The sequence below is a fragment of the Nocardia sp. NPDC056611 genome (genome assembly GCF_042792755.1).
Taxonomy (GTDB): domain Bacteria; phylum Actinomycetota; class Actinomycetes; order Mycobacteriales; family Mycobacteriaceae; genus Nocardia.
The window spans coordinates 711075-726164 of sequence record NZ_JBHTVV010000003.1 but is presented as its reverse complement, the minus strand read 5'-3'; the positions used below and the strand labels follow the sequence as shown (position 1 = coordinate 726164).

General features: G+C 69.2%; 18 protein-coding genes. 7 read left to right on the top strand and 11 right to left on the bottom strand.

The window, feature by feature from the left end; translation table 11 throughout:
* Positions 1 to 74 precede the first annotated feature (74 nt).
* Positions 75 to 935 (top strand): LysR family transcriptional regulator, encoded by an 861-nt coding sequence (locus ACFRAQ_RS19830; RefSeq protein ID WP_357096221.1) that lies wholly within the window; start codon positions 75 to 77, stop codon positions 933 to 935.
* Positions 936 to 950: 15 nt separating this feature from the next.
* Here ACFRAQ_RS19830 and ACFRAQ_RS19825 read toward each other — a convergent pair whose 3' ends face one another.
* The 5 genes from ACFRAQ_RS19825 to ACFRAQ_RS19805 all read right to left on the bottom strand — a co-directional run bounded on the left by ACFRAQ_RS19825 (position 951) and on the right by ACFRAQ_RS19805 (position 4821).
* Positions 951 to 1892 (bottom strand): aminoglycoside phosphotransferase family protein, encoded by a 942-nt coding sequence (locus tag ACFRAQ_RS19825; RefSeq protein WP_379101543.1) that lies wholly within the window; start codon positions 1890 to 1892, stop codon positions 951 to 953.
* Positions 1893 to 2081: 189 nt separating this feature from the next.
* The gene (locus ACFRAQ_RS19820) at positions 2082 to 2540 is read right to left on the bottom strand and encodes a hypothetical protein (protein WP_379101541.1); all 459 of its coding nucleotides are present in this window, start codon (positions 2538 to 2540) and stop codon (positions 2082 to 2084) included.
* Between the two features lie 9 nt (positions 2541 to 2549).
* Positions 2550 to 2786, bottom strand: coding sequence for a hypothetical protein (locus ACFRAQ_RS19815; protein ID WP_379101539.1), 237 nt, complete (start codon positions 2784 to 2786; stop codon positions 2550 to 2552).
* 217 nt (positions 2787 to 3003) lie between these two features.
* On the bottom strand, positions 3004 to 3963 hold the full coding sequence (locus ACFRAQ_RS19810; RefSeq protein WP_379101537.1) for an electron transfer flavoprotein subunit alpha/FixB family protein: 960 nt from the start codon (positions 3961 to 3963) through the stop codon (positions 3004 to 3006).
* A gap of 72 nt (positions 3964 to 4035) precedes the next feature.
* Entirely contained in the window at positions 4036 to 4821 is a 786-nt protein-coding gene (locus ACFRAQ_RS19805) for an electron transfer flavoprotein subunit beta/FixA family protein (protein WP_357096241.1), read from the bottom strand.
* Positions 4822 to 5011: 190 nt separating this feature from the next.
* Between ACFRAQ_RS19805 and ACFRAQ_RS19800 the strand changes: the two genes are divergently transcribed.
* Genes ACFRAQ_RS19800 through ACFRAQ_RS19790 form a run of 3 tightly spaced genes read left to right on the top strand, consistent with a single transcriptional unit; the run spans position 5012 to position 8603 of the window.
* Complete coding sequence (locus tag ACFRAQ_RS19800; protein ID WP_379101534.1) at positions 5012 to 5794, top strand: class I SAM-dependent methyltransferase; 783 nt, start codon at positions 5012 to 5014, stop codon at positions 5792 to 5794.
* A complete protein-coding gene (locus tag ACFRAQ_RS19795) occupies positions 5791 to 7344 on the top strand; it encodes a 1,4-alpha-glucan branching protein domain-containing protein (protein WP_379101532.1) in 1554 nt (517 codons plus the stop codon). The genes ACFRAQ_RS19800 and ACFRAQ_RS19795 overlap by 4 nt, the downstream gene beginning before the upstream one ends.
* The gene (locus ACFRAQ_RS19790) at positions 7341 to 8603 is read left to right on the top strand and encodes a glycosyltransferase family 4 protein (RefSeq protein WP_357096249.1); all 1263 of its coding nucleotides are present in this window, start codon (positions 7341 to 7343) and stop codon (positions 8601 to 8603) included. Before ACFRAQ_RS19795 ends, ACFRAQ_RS19790 begins: the two co-directional genes overlap by 4 nt.
* Positions 8604 to 8675: 72 nt before the next feature.
* On the opposite strand, the gene ACFRAQ_RS19785 is transcribed toward ACFRAQ_RS19790, so the two are convergent.
* From ACFRAQ_RS19785 to ACFRAQ_RS19775, 3 genes are read right to left on the bottom strand one after another with little or no spacing between them, the layout of a single operon-like run.
* Positions 8676 to 9110: a cupin gene (locus ACFRAQ_RS19785; protein WP_379101529.1), complete on the bottom strand. Its 435-nt coding sequence runs from the start codon at positions 9108 to 9110 to the stop codon at positions 8676 to 8678.
* Between the two features lie 38 nt (positions 9111 to 9148).
* A complete protein-coding gene (locus ACFRAQ_RS19780; RefSeq protein WP_379101527.1) occupies positions 9149 to 9682 on the bottom strand; it encodes a DUF1697 domain-containing protein in 534 nt (177 codons plus the stop codon).
* A 30-nt stretch (positions 9683 to 9712) separates the two neighbouring features.
* Complete coding sequence (locus ACFRAQ_RS19775) at positions 9713 to 10462, bottom strand: acyltransferase (protein WP_379101525.1); 750 nt, start codon at positions 10460 to 10462, stop codon at positions 9713 to 9715.
* 162 nt (positions 10463 to 10624) lie between these two features.
* Between ACFRAQ_RS19775 and ACFRAQ_RS19770 the strand changes: the two genes are divergently transcribed.
* A complete protein-coding gene (locus ACFRAQ_RS19770) occupies positions 10625 to 11962 on the top strand; it encodes a PQQ-binding-like beta-propeller repeat protein (RefSeq protein ID WP_379101523.1) in 1338 nt (445 codons plus the stop codon).
* Here ACFRAQ_RS19770 and ACFRAQ_RS19765 read toward each other — a convergent pair.
* Positions 11946 to 12404 (bottom strand): MarR family winged helix-turn-helix transcriptional regulator, encoded by a 459-nt coding sequence (locus ACFRAQ_RS19765; RefSeq protein ID WP_379101521.1) that lies wholly within the window; start codon positions 12402 to 12404, stop codon positions 11946 to 11948. The two genes, ACFRAQ_RS19770 and ACFRAQ_RS19765, sit on opposite strands and share 17 nt — an antisense overlap.
* Before the next feature lie 68 nt (positions 12405 to 12472).
* On the opposite strand from ACFRAQ_RS19765, the gene ACFRAQ_RS19760 reads away from it, so the two are divergent.
* On the top strand, positions 12473 to 12952 hold the full coding sequence (locus ACFRAQ_RS19760; RefSeq protein WP_379101519.1) for a MarR family winged helix-turn-helix transcriptional regulator: 480 nt from the start codon (positions 12473 to 12475) through the stop codon (positions 12950 to 12952).
* A 3-nt stretch (positions 12953 to 12955) separates the two neighbouring features.
* Here the strand turns inward: ACFRAQ_RS19760 and ACFRAQ_RS19755 are convergent, their stop codons facing one another.
* The gene (locus tag ACFRAQ_RS19755; RefSeq protein WP_357279973.1) at positions 12956 to 13390 is read right to left on the bottom strand and encodes a MarR family transcriptional regulator; all 435 of its coding nucleotides are present in this window, start codon (positions 13388 to 13390) and stop codon (positions 12956 to 12958) included.
* A gap of 119 nt (positions 13391 to 13509) precedes the next feature.
* Here ACFRAQ_RS19755 and ACFRAQ_RS19750 point away from each other — a divergent pair, with 119 nt between their 5' ends.
* Positions 13510 to 13908, top strand: a complete 399-nt coding sequence (locus tag ACFRAQ_RS19750; protein WP_379101517.1) for a PPOX class F420-dependent oxidoreductase — start codon at positions 13510 to 13512, stop codon at positions 13906 to 13908.
* Positions 13909 to 13912: 4 nt separating this feature from the next.
* On the opposite strand, the gene ACFRAQ_RS19745 is transcribed toward ACFRAQ_RS19750, so the two are convergent.
* Positions 13913 to 15073: a class I SAM-dependent methyltransferase gene (locus tag ACFRAQ_RS19745; protein WP_379101515.1), complete on the bottom strand. Its 1161-nt coding sequence runs from the start codon at positions 15071 to 15073 to the stop codon at positions 13913 to 13915.
* Positions 15074 to 15090: the final 17 nt, after the last annotated feature.

Genomic DNA, 15090 nt, shown 5'->3' with positions numbered 1-15090 from the left:
CGCGGTTGTTCCAGGGGTCAGGGCGCATAATCAAGATGACTCTTATCTACGTTGATCATGAATTGGAGAATGCGGTGGAGCTGCGCCAACTCGCCTACTTCGTGGCGGTCTGCGAGGAGCTGAGCTTCAGCCGGGCCGCGAGCCGCTGCTTCATCTCGCAGTCGGCCATCAGCCACCAGATCGCCCGGCTGGAACGCGACCTTGGCGTGAACCTCTTCGAACGCTCGACAAGATCGGTCGTACCCACCGACGCGACCACTCGGCTACTTCCCCTTGCGAAACAAATGTTGAGCCTGGAATCCGCCATTCGCGCAGCTGTGAGGGCCTCCGGGCCGCGGATTCGCCTGGCGGCAAATATGAGCTTCGCAACTAGATCGCTGTCTGCCATCGCCGGTGCGCGTGAGGCGCACCCGGGCGCGGAGATCGAGTTCGTCATCAAGCCGTTCCGGCAGCGCATCCAAGCGGTCGCCGACGGGGACTGTGATCTGGCTCTCATCCGCGGCAGCGTCGATCAGCCCGGACTGACCGTCGAACAGCTCTGGGTCGAGGATCCGGTCATCGCCACCTCCACCGCCCACCCCCTCGCCATGCGCGGCGGCGACGTCACCCTCGCGGAATTGGGCGACTACCCCCTGCTGCTCCCGCCCGAGTCCGAGCAGGTGCTCCTCCACAACGTGGTCCGCGCCGCCTTCGCCGATCTCCCCACCGGCCCGGTCTTCGGCCCGCCCATCCCGCCCGACCACACCGCCACCATGGAACTCATCAACCGCCCCGACGCCTGGACCATCCTCTACGCCGACAGCCAGACCGAGGGCATCGCCACCCTCCGCCTCACCGGCCACCCGTTGCGCATCCCGGTCTCCGCCGTCACCCGCACCGAAGGCCGCCCCTCCCCCATCGTCACCACCCTGCTGGCGGCCCTGCACTGCTCCTGATCGGTCCGCAGCGTTTCAGGCCAGCGCCGCCGCGACCGCGAGGTGCAGGCGCAGGTCCTCGGGCTCCTCGTCCTCGATGGCCCACACGATCTCCTCCATCGACCGCATGAACGCCCACGCGTGCGCGCGATCGGCGCGCACCTGGAGCGCAGCGGCGGTCCGCTCGACCACAGCCCGCGCATGTTCGGTAGTGGGATCGGCCTGCACCTGGATCATCACCAGGAACCCGGCATCGAAGGCCGCCTCGCCGAGATACGCCTTCGGATCGATGAGCAGCCACGGCTCCCGCTCCGCCGCAACGATATTGCCCAGATGAGTATCGCGATTGACCACCAGGAGCGGCCCGTCCGGCACCGCCAGTTCGCGGCATCGCGCTGCGGCCCGATCCAGTAGCCAGGCCGGAATCACTTCGGCGACACCGGCTTCCGGCTCCAGGAACATCCCCTCCCACTCCCGCACCATCCCCGCCGCCGTCGGCAGCTCCGGAAACCCTTCCGGCACCTCACCGGGCTCCCGACGCAGCCGCCGATACAACCGGCACGCCTGCTCCACCTTCCCGATGTTCTCGTCCCGCCCCTCCAGACTCGGAAACCCCGGCTGATACAGCAGTTCCGTCCCCGGCCGCGCCCACTCCAGCAGCATCGCCCCACTCCCCGAATCGAACTCGAACAACCGCACCGCCCCGTCACCGCCATAGCAGTACAGCCCGGTCGGCTCCCCACAGTTCTCCTCGTCGACCACCGGCACCTTCAGCACCGCGACCGACCCGCCGCCCCGCCGCACCGGCGCGACCCACGAATGCGTCCCACCCCCGAAACTCTCTCCGACAACCTCCAACCCCCATGCGCCGCACAACCGCTCCACCACCCCGGGAAGCTCCGCCAGCCACCGCGGCCCACGCTCCCCGAAAGCCCCCGCGATGTTCTCGGCCACATCGGGCGGAAGTGAGATCTGCATCGCCCCAGCCTGCCGCAGCCCCGCCCCCACCCGGCAACCGACCTACGCGATCAGTGCGGCCACTCCGCCCTACCCGTTGCGAGTCGGATCGAACTTGATCGGGGTACGGGTTGGTGAACAGGCATCAGACTCCAGCCGTGCTCTGCGCGCCCTGCGTCACACCGCTGCCCGATCCCGGCCGCATCGGTTTCAGGCTTCGGGCATCGGGGTTTCGTGCACGGTTCGCCACCGGTAGGTGCGGCCGTCGGTGATCAGCGCTGCTGTCACCGTACGGCCGGTTCGGGTCTCGGCCAGGCGGTTCTCCGCGACGAAGCGCAGCACCAGGAGCTTTCCGCTGCGCGCCAGTTCCCGCACCTCGGAGATCTCGATCCGCAATCCGGGCTGGAGGTTGCGGGCCGACCACAGTCCGGCCAGCAGGGTGTCGCGGTCGACGGTCTGGCCGGTGGTGACGACGGAGGTGAATTGGTCGTCGAGTTGGGCGGAGATGCGGTCGAAGATCTTCGGGGGCGCGTCCGAGCCCAGCCACTCTGCGAGGTCGACGTGGAAGGCCGTGACGATGCCGATCAGGTCGACATCGCCTGCCGCATCGGTCTTCTCAGGGGCGACCGGCTCGGCCTGCCGACGCCGAGGATCGAATCGCCCGAGCACCGTGCCATATTACGACGGCATGCCCGGCCCGACGTCGCTCCAGCAGTGACCGTTGGTCAGGATGCACCAGATTCCGGCGAGCCCGGCGGCGCTCTGCGTCGCGCTCCCCGTCGAGTCGGTGCCCGCGGTGTCGGTCGCCACCGGGGTTCCCGAGGCATCGATCAGCGGCAGCGGGGCGGCCGACGCCGGGCCGATTCCGGCGAGCAGCGCGCCCGCGGCGAGGCCGGCGAGGATGAGAGTGCGCATGGTGCACGACCTTTCGAGGAGCCATGGCCCGAGCCTTCGCCGAGCCGCGCTCACAAGATAAGTGAACACGTTTCAGAATTGGCCGGAATCCGGCGCACCCCCGCGCCCTCAATTCCTGTGGCCCCCGAAACGGGGCCACGCTACCCGAAACGAAAAAGACTGTCCCCCGGCCGATTCCGGCCGGGGGACAGTCACAGTGCTCTCACCAGAAGGTGGATCAGCCCTTGTGAGCCTTGACCGCCTCGGTCAGCTGCGGGGCGACGTTGAACAGGTCGCCGACGATGCCGTAGTCCGAGATCTCGAAGATCGGGGCTTCTTCGTCCTTGTTGACGGCCACGATGGTCTTCGAGGTCTGCATGCCGGCGCGGTGCTGGATGGCGCCGGAGATGCCCAGGGCCACGTACAGCTGCGGGGAGACCGTCTTACCGGTCTGACCGACCTGGAACTGACCCGGGTAGTAGCCGGAGTCGACGGCGGCGCGGGAAGCACCGACGGCGGCACCGAGGGCGTCGGCCAGCGGCTCGACGACCTTGCCGAAGTTGTCGGCCGAACCGACACCACGGCCACCGGACACCACGATCGCGGCCTCGGTGAGCTCGGGGCGGTCGCCGCCCACGTTCGGCTCACGCGAGATCACCTTGGTGACGCCCTCTTCCTGCGCGGGCAGCTCGACGGCGACCTTCTCGCCGGCGCCGGCCTGCGGGGCGGCCTCGACGGCACCCGGACGGACCGAGATCACCGGCACGTCGCCGGTGGCCTTGGCGTCCACGGTGAACGCGCCACCGAAGATGGAGTGCTGCACCGAGCCGTCACCGTTCACGGCGATGACGTCGATCAGCAGACCGGAACCGATGCGGGCGGCCAGGCGACCCGACACCTCCTTGCCGTCGGCGGTGGCGGCGACCAGGATCGCGCCCGGGGCGACGGACTCGGACAGGCCGGCCAGCACGTCGACCTTGGGGGTGACGAGGAAGCCCTCGGCGTCATCGCCCTCGGCGACGTAGATCTTCTCGGCGCCGGCCGCGGCCAGCGCGTCGCCCAGCTTGTCGGCGGTGCCGGGGGCACCGACGACGACGGCGGCCGGGGTGCCCAGCGAGCGGGCGGCGGTGAGGAGTTCGGTGGTGACCTTCTTGGGGGCACCCTCAGCGTGCTCCACGAGCACGAGTACTTCTGCCATTGTTCTTTCTCCTGCAGGGTCTCTGGGGGCGAGCTGCAAGCACTGCGCCCCTGCGTTCGCTCGGGGGCGGCTTTAGATGATCTTCTGACCAACGAGGTAGGTGGCGATCTGGTTGCCGCCCTCGCCCTCGTCGACGATCTTCGCGCCCGCCGTGCGCGCCGGCTTCGGGGTCACACCGGTCACCTGGGTGCCGGCGTTCGCAACGCCCACGGTCTCCGGGTCGACGCCCAGATCGGCCAGGGTGAAGGTCTGAACTTCCTTCTTCTTGGCGGCCATGATGCCCTTGAAGGACGGGAAGCGCGGCTCGTTGATCTTCTCGGTGACCGAGACGATGGCCGGGAGGGTGGCCTCCAGCTTGAAGACGCCCTCGTCGGTCTCGCGCTCGCCGGCGATGCGCTCGCCGTCGACGGTCAGCTTGCGGAGGTGGGTCAGCTGCGGCAGGCCCAGGTACTCGGCGATGATCGCCGGAACGGCGCCCGCGCGACCGTCGGTGGCCTCGTTGCCCGCGATGACCAGCTCGATGCCCTCGATCTGGCCCAGAGCGGCGGCCAGGATGTAGGACGTCTGCACGGCGTCGGAGCCGTGGATCGCCGGGTCGTTGATGTGGATGGCCTTGTCCGCGCCCATCGAGAGGGCCTTGCGGATGGCCTCGGTGGCCCGATCGGGGCCGGCGGCCAGCACGGTGACCTCGCCGCCCTGCGCCTCCTTGATCAACAGCGCCTCCTCGACGGCGCGCTCGTTGATCTCATCGAGGATGGCGTCGGCGGCCTCGCGGTCGAGGGTGTAGTCACCGCTGGTCAGCTTGCGCTCGGACCAGGTGTCGGGAACCTGCTTGATCAGTACGACGATGTTCGGCATTGGTCTTCGTCGACCTCCTGTTCTGGTGGCACTGGGTGTGGCGGTCGCACGAGTTTTGCCGTACGTCCACAAGTAGCTCGTTCGGGAGATTACCCTACGTTAAGTTACTCGTGGGTAACTTAGCGTGTGACTTTCTACATCGGTCGATCCGGTCGCGGGTGTGATATGTGCAACCGCTAACGTCGGAGCAATGAGCGAGGCCGTGAGACCTGTTGAAAACCACACCGATCCCTTGCCGCTGACCGGCGAGCGGACGGTGCCCGGCATCGCCGAGGAGAACTACTGGTTCCGGCGCCACGAGATCGCCTACGTGCGCATGCTCGACCGCTGCGCGGGCAAGGTCGTGCTCGAGGCGGGCAGTGGCGAAGGCTACGGGGCCAATATGATCGCCGGCGTCGCCGCGCGTGTCACCGGCCTCGACTACGACGACAGCGCGGTCGCGCACGTGCGCGCCAAGTACCCGCGCGTCGAAATGGTGCAGGGCAACCTGGCCGCGCTGCCACTGGACGACGCCTCGGTCGACATCGTCGTCAACTTCCAGGTCATCGAACACCTGTGGGACCAGGCCCAGTTCCTGCGCGAATGCCTGCGGGTGCTGCGGCCCGGCGGCCAACTGCTGATCTCCACCCCGAACCGGATCACCTTCTCCCCCGGACGCGACACGCCGCTCAACCCCTTCCACACGCGTGAGCTGAATGCCGCCGAGATGACCGACCTGCTCGTCGAGGCCGGTTTCACCGTCGACCTGATGGCGGGGATCTTCCACGGGCCCGAACTCGCTGCGCTGGACGAGAAGTGGGGCGGGTCGATCATCGACGCGCAGATCGAGCGGGCGCTGGCGGGCGAGCCGTGGCCCGCCGACCTGGCCGCCGACGTGGCCGCGGTGACCATCGACGACTTCGCACTGCTGGCCGACTCCGAGCGCGACATCGACGCCAGCCTCGACCTGCTGGCCGTCGCGGTGAAGCCGTGACGGACGCGAATTCCCCGGTGCCGGGCCAGTTCACGCTGGTCCTGCACTCGCACCTGCCGTGGCTGGCCCATCACGGGCGCTGGCCGGTCGGCGAGGAATGGCTCTACCAGTCCTGGGCCGCGTCCTACCTGCCCGTCGCGAAGGTGCTCAGAACCCTTGCCGCCGAGGGCCGTTCGCATCTGATCAGCCTGGGCATCACGCCGGTGCTGGCCGCGCAGCTGGACGACCCGCACTGCCTCGAGGGCATGCACCACTGGCTGGGCAACTGGCGGCTGCGCGCCGACGAGGCCTCCATGGCGGGCAATGTCGCGCTCGGGCGGCACGAACACCGGCTCGCCGCAGCCGCTCTCGACGATTTCGAGACCCGCTGGATGCACGGCGCCTCCCCGGTGTGGCGCGAGCTCATCGACGCCGAGGCCATCGAATTGCTGGGCGGTCCGCTGTCGCATCCGTTCCAGCCGCTGCTGGATCCGCGGCTGCGCGAGTTCGAACTCGTCGAGGGCCTGGCGGACGCGCGGGCGCGCTGGGGGCACACGCCGTCGGGCATCTGGGCGCCCGAGTGCGGGTTCACGCCCGGCATGGAGCAGACCTACGACAAGGTCGGCATCTCGCACTTCATGGTGGACGGTCCCGCTCTGCGCGGCGATACCACGCTCGGCCGGCCGGTGTGGGATTCGGATGTGGTGGCCTTCGGCCGCGATCTCGCGGTGAGCTATCGCGTCTGGTCGCCGAAATCCGGGTACCCGGGACAGCCCTACTACCGTGATTTCCATCACTATGACCACGCCACCGGACTGAAGCCCGCGCGTGTCACCGGCAAGACCGTGTCGGGCCCTGACAAGGCTCCTTACGATCCCGAACTCGCCTCGGCGGCCATCGGCAAGGACGTCGCGGACTTCGTGGCGACCGTGCGCGAACGGCTGATCTCGGAGTCGGAACGCATCGGCCGGCCCGCCCTCGTGGTGGCCGCCTTCGACACCGAATTGTTCGGCCACTGGTGGCACGAGGGCCCGCAGTGGCTCGAGCAGGTGCTGCGCGCGCTGCCCGAGGCCGGGGTCACCGTCGGCACCCTCGCGGACGCGCGGGCCCGCGGCTACGTGGGCGAACACGTCGAATTGGCCGATTCCTCCTGGGGTTCGGGCAAGGACTGGCGGGTGTGGGCCGGGGACCAGGTGTCCGATCTGGTCCAGCTCAACGCCGAGGTGGTGCGGCTCGCGCTGGACACCCTCGACAAGATGCGGGTGGACGCCGGAACGGTCGAGAACACCCGATACGGGTTGCGCGACACGGTTGCCGACCAGCTGCTGCGGGAGGCGATCCTGGCCGTCTCCAGCGACTGGGCGTTCATGGTGTCGAAGGATTCGGCGGCCGGGTACGCGCGTGATCGAGCCCATGAACACTCGCACGCCGTGCGCGAGATCGCGGCCGCGGTGACGGCCGGGCAACTCGCCAAAGCGGGTCAGTTGGCGGCAGGATGGTACGCGGCCGACGGACTCTTCCCCGCGCTCGATGCGCGCAGGCTCGGCCCCGCTTCAGAAGGACCCGCATGAAGATCTTGATGGTGTCGTGGGAGTACCCACCCGTCGTAGTCGGTGGGCTGGGCCGCCACGTCCATCACCTGGCCGTCGAGCTGGCCGCCGCCGGGCACGAAGTCGTCGTGCTGGCGCGCCGGCCGATGGGCACCGACGCCACCACCCACCCGACGCACTCCTTCATCGAGGAGGGCGTGCTGGTGGTGGCGGTCGCCGAGGATCCGCCGGTGTTCGACTTCGGCGAGGACATGCTGGCCTGGACCCTGGCCATGGGTCACGCCATGGTGCGGGCCGGGATCGCGCTGAACAAGCCGGGCATCGGCGAGGGCTGGACCCCCGACGTGGTGCACGCCCACGACTGGCTGGTCGCGCACCCGGCGATCACGCTGGCCGAGTACTACGACGTGCCGCTGGTCTCGACCATCCACGCCACCGAGGCGGGCCGCCACAGCGGCTGGGTCTCGGGCCGGGTGAACCGGCAGGTGCACTCGGTGGAGTGGTGGCTGGCCCACGAATCCGACGCGCTCATCACCTGTTCGGAGTCCATGAAGGACGAGGTGCACCGGCTCTACGGCGCCGAGAAGGTGCCGATGACGGTGATCCGCAATGGAATCGACGTGGGCGCGTGGACCTTCCGCGAACGCGCCCCCCGCTCCGGGCCGCCGCGACTGCTGTACGTGGGCCGTCTCGAATACGAGAAGGGCATCCAGGACGCCATCGCCGCGCTGCCGCGCATCCGCAAGGCGCATCCGGGCACCACGCTCACCGTGGCCGGTATCGGCACCCAGTTCGACTGGCTGCGGGAGCGCGCCCGCGCCCACCGCGTCGCGCGCGCGGTGAGTTTCGTCGGCAAACTCGACCACACCGATCTGCTGGGCTGGCTGCACAGCGCCGACGCCATCGTGCTGCCCAGCCGCTACGAGCCCTTCGGCATCGTGGCCCTCGAGGCGGCCGCCGCGGGCACCCCGCTGATCACCTCCACCGCGGGCGGGCTCGGCGACCTGGTCACCGACGGCGTCACCGGCGCCTCGTTCGAACCGGCCGACGTGAACGGCGTTGCGGAAGCGGTCATCTCGGTGCTCGACGACGCGGCCGCCGCGCAGGAGCGCGCCTGGGCCGCCCGCGAGCGCCTCACCGCCGACTTCGCCTGGGATGTGGTGGCGCAGGAGACCGCGCTGGTCTATCAGGGCGCCAAGCGCCGGGTTCGCAACCCGGTCGGCCGCCCGGTCATCTCGGAACGTCCACTGCCGGAACGGGATCCGAACCAGCCGTACTGAGCGGTGCCGCTCGGTTTTCCCTCGGACACGTCTGCACCTCGAATTGGAACGAGTTCTAATTCGAGGCTCGGGTCAGTTGAACGAGCAGCCCGGATTCGGCGCGTCCTCCGACAGCGGGCTCCCCGCGGGCAGCACGTAGAGCACATCGAGAATCTGCGACTCGGTCCCCAGATTCCGTTCCAGATGGACATTGCTGGTCCCGGCCCGCTCCACGAACGCGGTCCCCGCCCCGCCGACCTGATCGATCGCGCAATCGGGTCCGTAATGGCTCAGCTCGCCCTGGCGCAGGACCGCGTACAGCGTCCCGTCGTGATAGTGCCAGCCGGTGGAACCGCCTGGGACGATGGTGATCTCGCGCAGGATGTATTCGGTGTCCCCGATCGTGGTGCGCGAGAGGATCACCCCCGTGACGCCGTCGGACGGCGTCGCGTGCGCGGTCGCCGCGCAGGACCCCGCCAACGCGCACGATGCCAGCGCGGCCAGTACAGCTCGAGAACCGAGAGTCACCCCGCCACGCTATCGCGCGCCACCGGTCGGCGAGAACCCTAGGCGTCCATCTTCTTCAGGGTCTTCTGGACCGTCAGGAAGGTGCGGGTGGTCATGTCCTTGCCCCAGGCCTTCTCGATCGTGGACATGAAGCCGGTGGTGCTGGGATCGGTGTTGTCGATGACGGTGAGCAGGGCGGCGGCGGGCTTGTCGTAGCGGACGACGCGGACCGCGGAGCCCTCGAAATCGGGGATGGACTTCGGGTGCTCGCGCACGAAGGTGACCGTCAGATAGGTCTCGCGGCCGTGGGTGAGACCGGCGTAGGGATCGGAGTCGACCAGCTTCCGGAGCTGGGCCTGGGTGCGGATCAGCGTCCCGCCGGGGATGCCCAGTTCGGCGGTGAGCGCCTGTTGGATCGTCGATTCCAGGGCTGCCACGTCGGTGTCCTCGGTCCCGAAGACCACGTTGCCACTCGCCAGCAAGGTGCTGACCTTCTCGAACCCCAGTCCCTCGAAGACGCCGCGCAGCTTCTCGCCGCGCATGTTGGGGTTGGTGGGCATGATCCCGCGCAGGAAGGCGGCGTAGCGGTGCATGGCCGTGAACCTACCCGCGCGGGGTGACAGTCAGGAGGAGGCGGCGACGCCGCTCTTCTTGCGTTCGATGTCGGCGAGCGCCTCGAGGTGGGCGGCGCGGGCCTCGGCGGCGGCGTCCCAGGTCTCCTTGCGGTTCTTCACGGCCCGGGCGGGCGCGCCGACGCAGATGGAGTAGTCGGGGTAGTCGCCCTTGACGACGGCGTGCGCGCCCAGCACGCAGCCGCGGCCGACGCGGGTGGAGCGCAGCACGGTGACCTTGGCGGCGATCCAGGTGTCGGGGCCGATGCGGACCGGCGACTTCACGATGCCCTGATCCTTGATGGGCAGGTTGATGTCGTCGGTGACATGGTCGAAGTCGCAGATGTAGCACCAGTCGGCGACCAGGGTGGACTCACCGATCTCGATGTCGAGGTAGGTGTTGACGACATTGTCCTTGCCGAACACCACCTTGTCGCCGATGCGCAGCGAACCCTCGTGGCAGCGAATGGCGTTGCCGTCGCCGATGTGCACCCAGCGGCCGATCTCGAGCCGGGACAGCTCGGGGGTGGCGTGGACTTCCACGTTCTTGCCGAGGAAGACCATGCCGCGCAGCACGATGTGCGGGTTGGCCATCTTGAACTTGAACAGCCGGTAGTAGCGCACCAGGTACCAGGGCGTGTAGGCGCGATTGGCGAGGACCCACTTCAGAGACGCGGGCGTGAGGAAACGGGCCTGCTCCGGATCCCGGCGGCGCGAACCCCGCCAACGCGAGCGCAGCGGTGCGCCCCACATGCTCGTCACGAACTACTCCCTGTGTTCACCGGTCGTTTCAACGAGGGTATCCGTCCCCTTCCACGGGCACGAAAGTAGGCTGTGCTCCGGCTGTGGCAACGGCAGGGCTGCGGCTGTGGCAACCCGGCGACAATCCTCAGACTTCCGTACTGGCAGAAGGGACACCAGCAGGTGCGAAACGGCAGGCGGCGGACCGGACGTGATCGACGCTCGAGCACCGGGTCCACGGTGCTGGCCCTGGCGGGCGCCGGGCTGTTCGCACTGACGGGGTGCTCGTACGGCAGTACCGAGGTCGACGATATCGGCGTCGGTCCCGGCAAGGGCTGGCCGATGGCGTTCGGGGACGCCCGCAACAGCGGGTCCAGCTCGGTCACCGGGTCGCGGAATCTGGCACTGAATTGGTCTCGGCCCGTGGGGGGTCCGGTCGCGCAGCCGGTGACCATCGGCGGCGACGGGCAGCTGTACGTCACCACCCGCGCCACCGGCTGCACCATTCTGTCGTTCCAGATGCCGACGGGCCGTAAGCGTTTCTGTAATCCGCTGGGCCCCAGCGCCGTCGACGGCGGCGCGGCGGTGGACGGCAGCGGCAATGTGTACGTCGGCGACGACGGCGCGGTGAACTCGTTCAACAACCTCGGTCAGCCGCGCTGGCGCACCCCCGCCGCCGGGACGCCGGTGTCGGTGCAGTTCACCGGGGACGGAAAGGTCCTGTCGGTCACCCAGTCCGGGCAGGTGGACGTCCTGATCCGGCAGACCGGCGAACGCCAGGTCCCGACCTTCCAGCTGCTCGGCGAACCCGACTTCCTGGCCAACCCGTCGCTGAGCCGGCCGCCGGACGGGCAGGGCCTCGACGACTGCGCGACCGGCGGACCGCAGTGCCCGATCGCGAATGTGTCCGCGGTGGACCAGAAGTCGGGCCGTTTCTACGCGACCGTGTGGAAGCCCGGTGACACTCATGCCGCCTTGGTGGCGCTCACCTACAACGGCAAAGAGGTTCGCGTCGACTGGAACGCGAAGCTGCTCGACCAGGGCAGCGCCACCAGTCCCGCGCTCTCGGCCGACGGCTCGACGGTCTACGTCGGCGACAACACCAACCGCCTGATCGCCGTGGACGCTGCCACGGGCAAGACGAAATGGACTCGGGACCTGGGCTTCCCGGCGCGCGGCGGCATCTCCGTCGCGGACGGCCTGCTGGTGCCCGCCGGCGACGAGGGCCACCTGATGGCGTTGCGCGATCAGGGCGACAAGGCCGAGATTGCCTGGGAGCGCAAGGATCTCGAACTGCGCGGCCGCCCGGTCCAGACCGCGGGCGGCACCGGCTACACGGTGGCCCCGATCGGTGACAAGCTGACGCTGGTCACCTTCGACACCCGCAATGGCGCGACGGTGCAGTCCAACGATCTTCCGGGCGCGGAGGGCACCACCGTGGCGACCGCCGTGGGCAGCAAGGGCGAGGTCGTGGTGGCCACCCGGATCGGCGAGCTGTTCGTGTTCAAGCCGGAGAAGTAGCCCCGTCCGCGCGCAGTGTCAGCGCGTAGGCGTCGACATTGGCCGCGACGCGCTGCAGGAGGTCCAGCAACACGCCGTAGTCGTCGGCGCTGAGGCCCTTGGTGGCGGCCGCGCGCTGCATTCGGATGCGCTCCCACAGTTTCGCGTGCGCGGCGACGCCTTCCGAGGTCAACGCGTAGGTTCCCGCGCTGTCCTGGTCGGCCCAGCCCCGATCCACCAGCGCGCCGACATACGGTGCGGCGGTGGGGTCGTGGGCGTCGAGGTACGGGGACAGTGCGACGTCGAGGCCCGCCGTGTCGAGCGGGCCGCCGGCGAGCGTGTGCAGGGTCTGCCAGTGCCGGCGGAGCAGGCCCTCGGCGGCCAGGAACGCGGCGAAATTGTCCTCGAGGGTCTTGTCGATGCGCTTGAGCCAGTAGCCCAGGAACTTCGGGGCGTCGGACATGCTCGTCTCCTAATACTTGTCAAAGTACATGTGTATGTATTTTAACAAGCAATTGTAGGATGACAAGGGTGAAGGACAGCGACCCCGCGATCGTCGCCATCGAGCGCGCCATGGTGGCCATTCGCCGCAGCCAGAGTCGGCGCGCACTGAACAAGCTCGCGGCCCGCGCCGGGGGCCCGGCCGTGGATCCGACCCTGTTCGGCGTGCTGGACGCCGTCGAGGCCCGGGAGGGCGAGGTGGTGGTCACCGATATCGCCACCGCCCTGGGCGTGGACCAGCCGCGGGCCAGCCGGCTGGTGGCGCGGGCGGTCGCCGAGGGTCTCGTGGAACGACGGGCCGATCAGACCGACGCGCGACGCATCCACCTGCACCTCACCGCCACCGCGCGCACCACCCTGGACCGCGCCCACGCGAATCGGCGGGCCGCGCTCGATGCCGCGACCGCCGACTGGCCCGACGGCGACCGCACCGAATTCGCCCGGCTGCTCACCCGATTCGTCGCCGACTTCGAGACGGCCACCGCCGACCGGCCGGACGACGCCCGGTAGCGATCAGTCCGGGCGGACCGATTCGAGAACAGTGGCGGCCCGCTCGAGCAGGTCGATGAGCGCGGCGCGCTCAGCCGCGGTGAACTCCGCCGCGAGTGCCCGTTCGACCGGGACCGCGCGTTTGTCGGCCGCCCGCATGACCTTGCGCCCCTCGTCGGTGAGCCGGGTCTCGAGCACATTGCGATGCCACTCGTGCGGCGTGCGCTCGATGAGGCCGCGCTCACGCAGGTTGGTGAGCACCGTGTTCATGGTGGGCGGGGTGACGCCGCAGCGGCGGGCCAGTTCGGCGGCGGAGATGCCCGGATTCTCACTGAGGACGTAGAGGGCCGCGTACTGCGGGATGGTCACGGCCGCGGGCTTGAGGGCGGCGTTCTTCGCGCCCATGAGCGCCTGCTCGGCGCGCTTGATATAGGTCCCCAGGCGCTCTTCGACCGGCATCGACGTCACCCCGGCATGATAGCTCACCCCCTTGTTCGAACCTTGACGATCATTAGAGCTCTAATCTATCTTCGCTCTCATATTCCGATGTCATCTCTACCGACTTGAAAGGCGTGCGTATGTCCCACACCGTGATTCCCGAGAAGTACACCGACCTGCTCACCCGGCCCCTGTTCGCGCACCTGGCCACGCTGAATCCCGACGGCACGCCGCAGGTCACCCCGATCTGGCAGATCTGGGACGGGGAATTCCTGCGCTTCACCACCACGACGACCCGGGCCAAGCACCGCAATACCGCTCGCGACCCGCACGTGGCGGTCAGCATCAACGATCCCGAGGCCCCGTACCGCTACCTCGAGATCCGGGGCGTCATCGAACGCATCGACACCGATGCGGAGGGCGAGTTCTTCGATGTCCTCGCGCGGCGTTACGGACTCCCCTACGACAAGCCCGTGGGCGACCACCCCGATCGCGTGGTGCTGGTGATGCGGCCGACGCACGCGACCTATCAGGGCTGAGGCCCTACGGGGTCGCGCAGAGGAAAACCGTTGCGGCGCGGCCGATTCTGGTGACGACGAGGGTGTGCGGCACCGAGCCGCGGGGTTTGATGCGGGCGCGCAGGGCGTCGGGGTCGATATCGACGCCGCGGGTGAGGATTTCGAGGGGACCGCAGTCGCGGCGGTGGAGTTCGGCGCGGAGGGGCTTCTCGCGGAATTCCATGCGGTCCAGGACGCGGAAGCCACGGACGCCGTCGGGGACCTGGTCGCCGGTGAGGTAGGCGATGCGGGGATCCAGTTGCCACAGGCCGTGTTTCGCGGCGTAGTGGCGGACCAGGCCCGCGCGGACGACGGCGCCGTCCGGATCGATGATCCACTCCCCCGGCTCGCGTTCGGGGATGTCGTCGGGGGCGGTGTCGGTGAGGGTCCAGGGGTCGGCCTTCGCGGACAGGACCGTCGCGCGGCGGGTGACGCCCGGTTCGGTGAGACCCGGTGACCACAGGCAGGCTTCGCGGACCGCGCCGTCGAGGGAGACGACCTCGACCTCGCCCGACCAGCCGAGGGCGTCGAAATCCAGTCCGGGAGCGCACTTCACGGCCAGGTCGCGGCCGGAGTAGGCGGTGAGCAGGTCCGGCAGCGGCGGCTGGAGTTTGGCCGGATCGTGGGTGCGGCGGCCGTCGGCGCGGCGGGCGGGATCGGCGATCACCACGTCGGCGGTGCTGCACGGGACCAGCGCGTCGGCCTTGGCCAGCAGCATATTTCGCGCCCCGGCGTTGTGGGCCGCCATGGCCAGTCGGATGTCGTCGAGGTCGCTGCCGATGACGGCGGGACAGACCGCCGCGAGCGCGGCGAGCTCCGCGCCGATCGAACAGGTGACGTCGTGGACGGTGCGCCCGGCGAGCCGTTGGGCGCGGTGCGCGGCCACCGCCGACGGGGTCGCCTGCTGGAGGGCGTCGTCGGTGAACAGCCAGTCCCCGGCGTCGGCCAGTTTGGCGGTGGCACGCCGGCGCAGGCGGACGGTTTCGACCAGGGCCGCGGCCCGCTCGCCGTGCCCGCGGCGGATCCGCTCCAGATCCTTGAGGAGCGAGGCGGAGGAAAGCGCGACATCGCCCACCTCGGCCAGGGCCGCCGCGCCGGCGGCACTGGAGAGGTAGGCGATGTCGTCGCGAGTGAAGGCGTAGCCCACGGGGTTTCGCGGAGTCG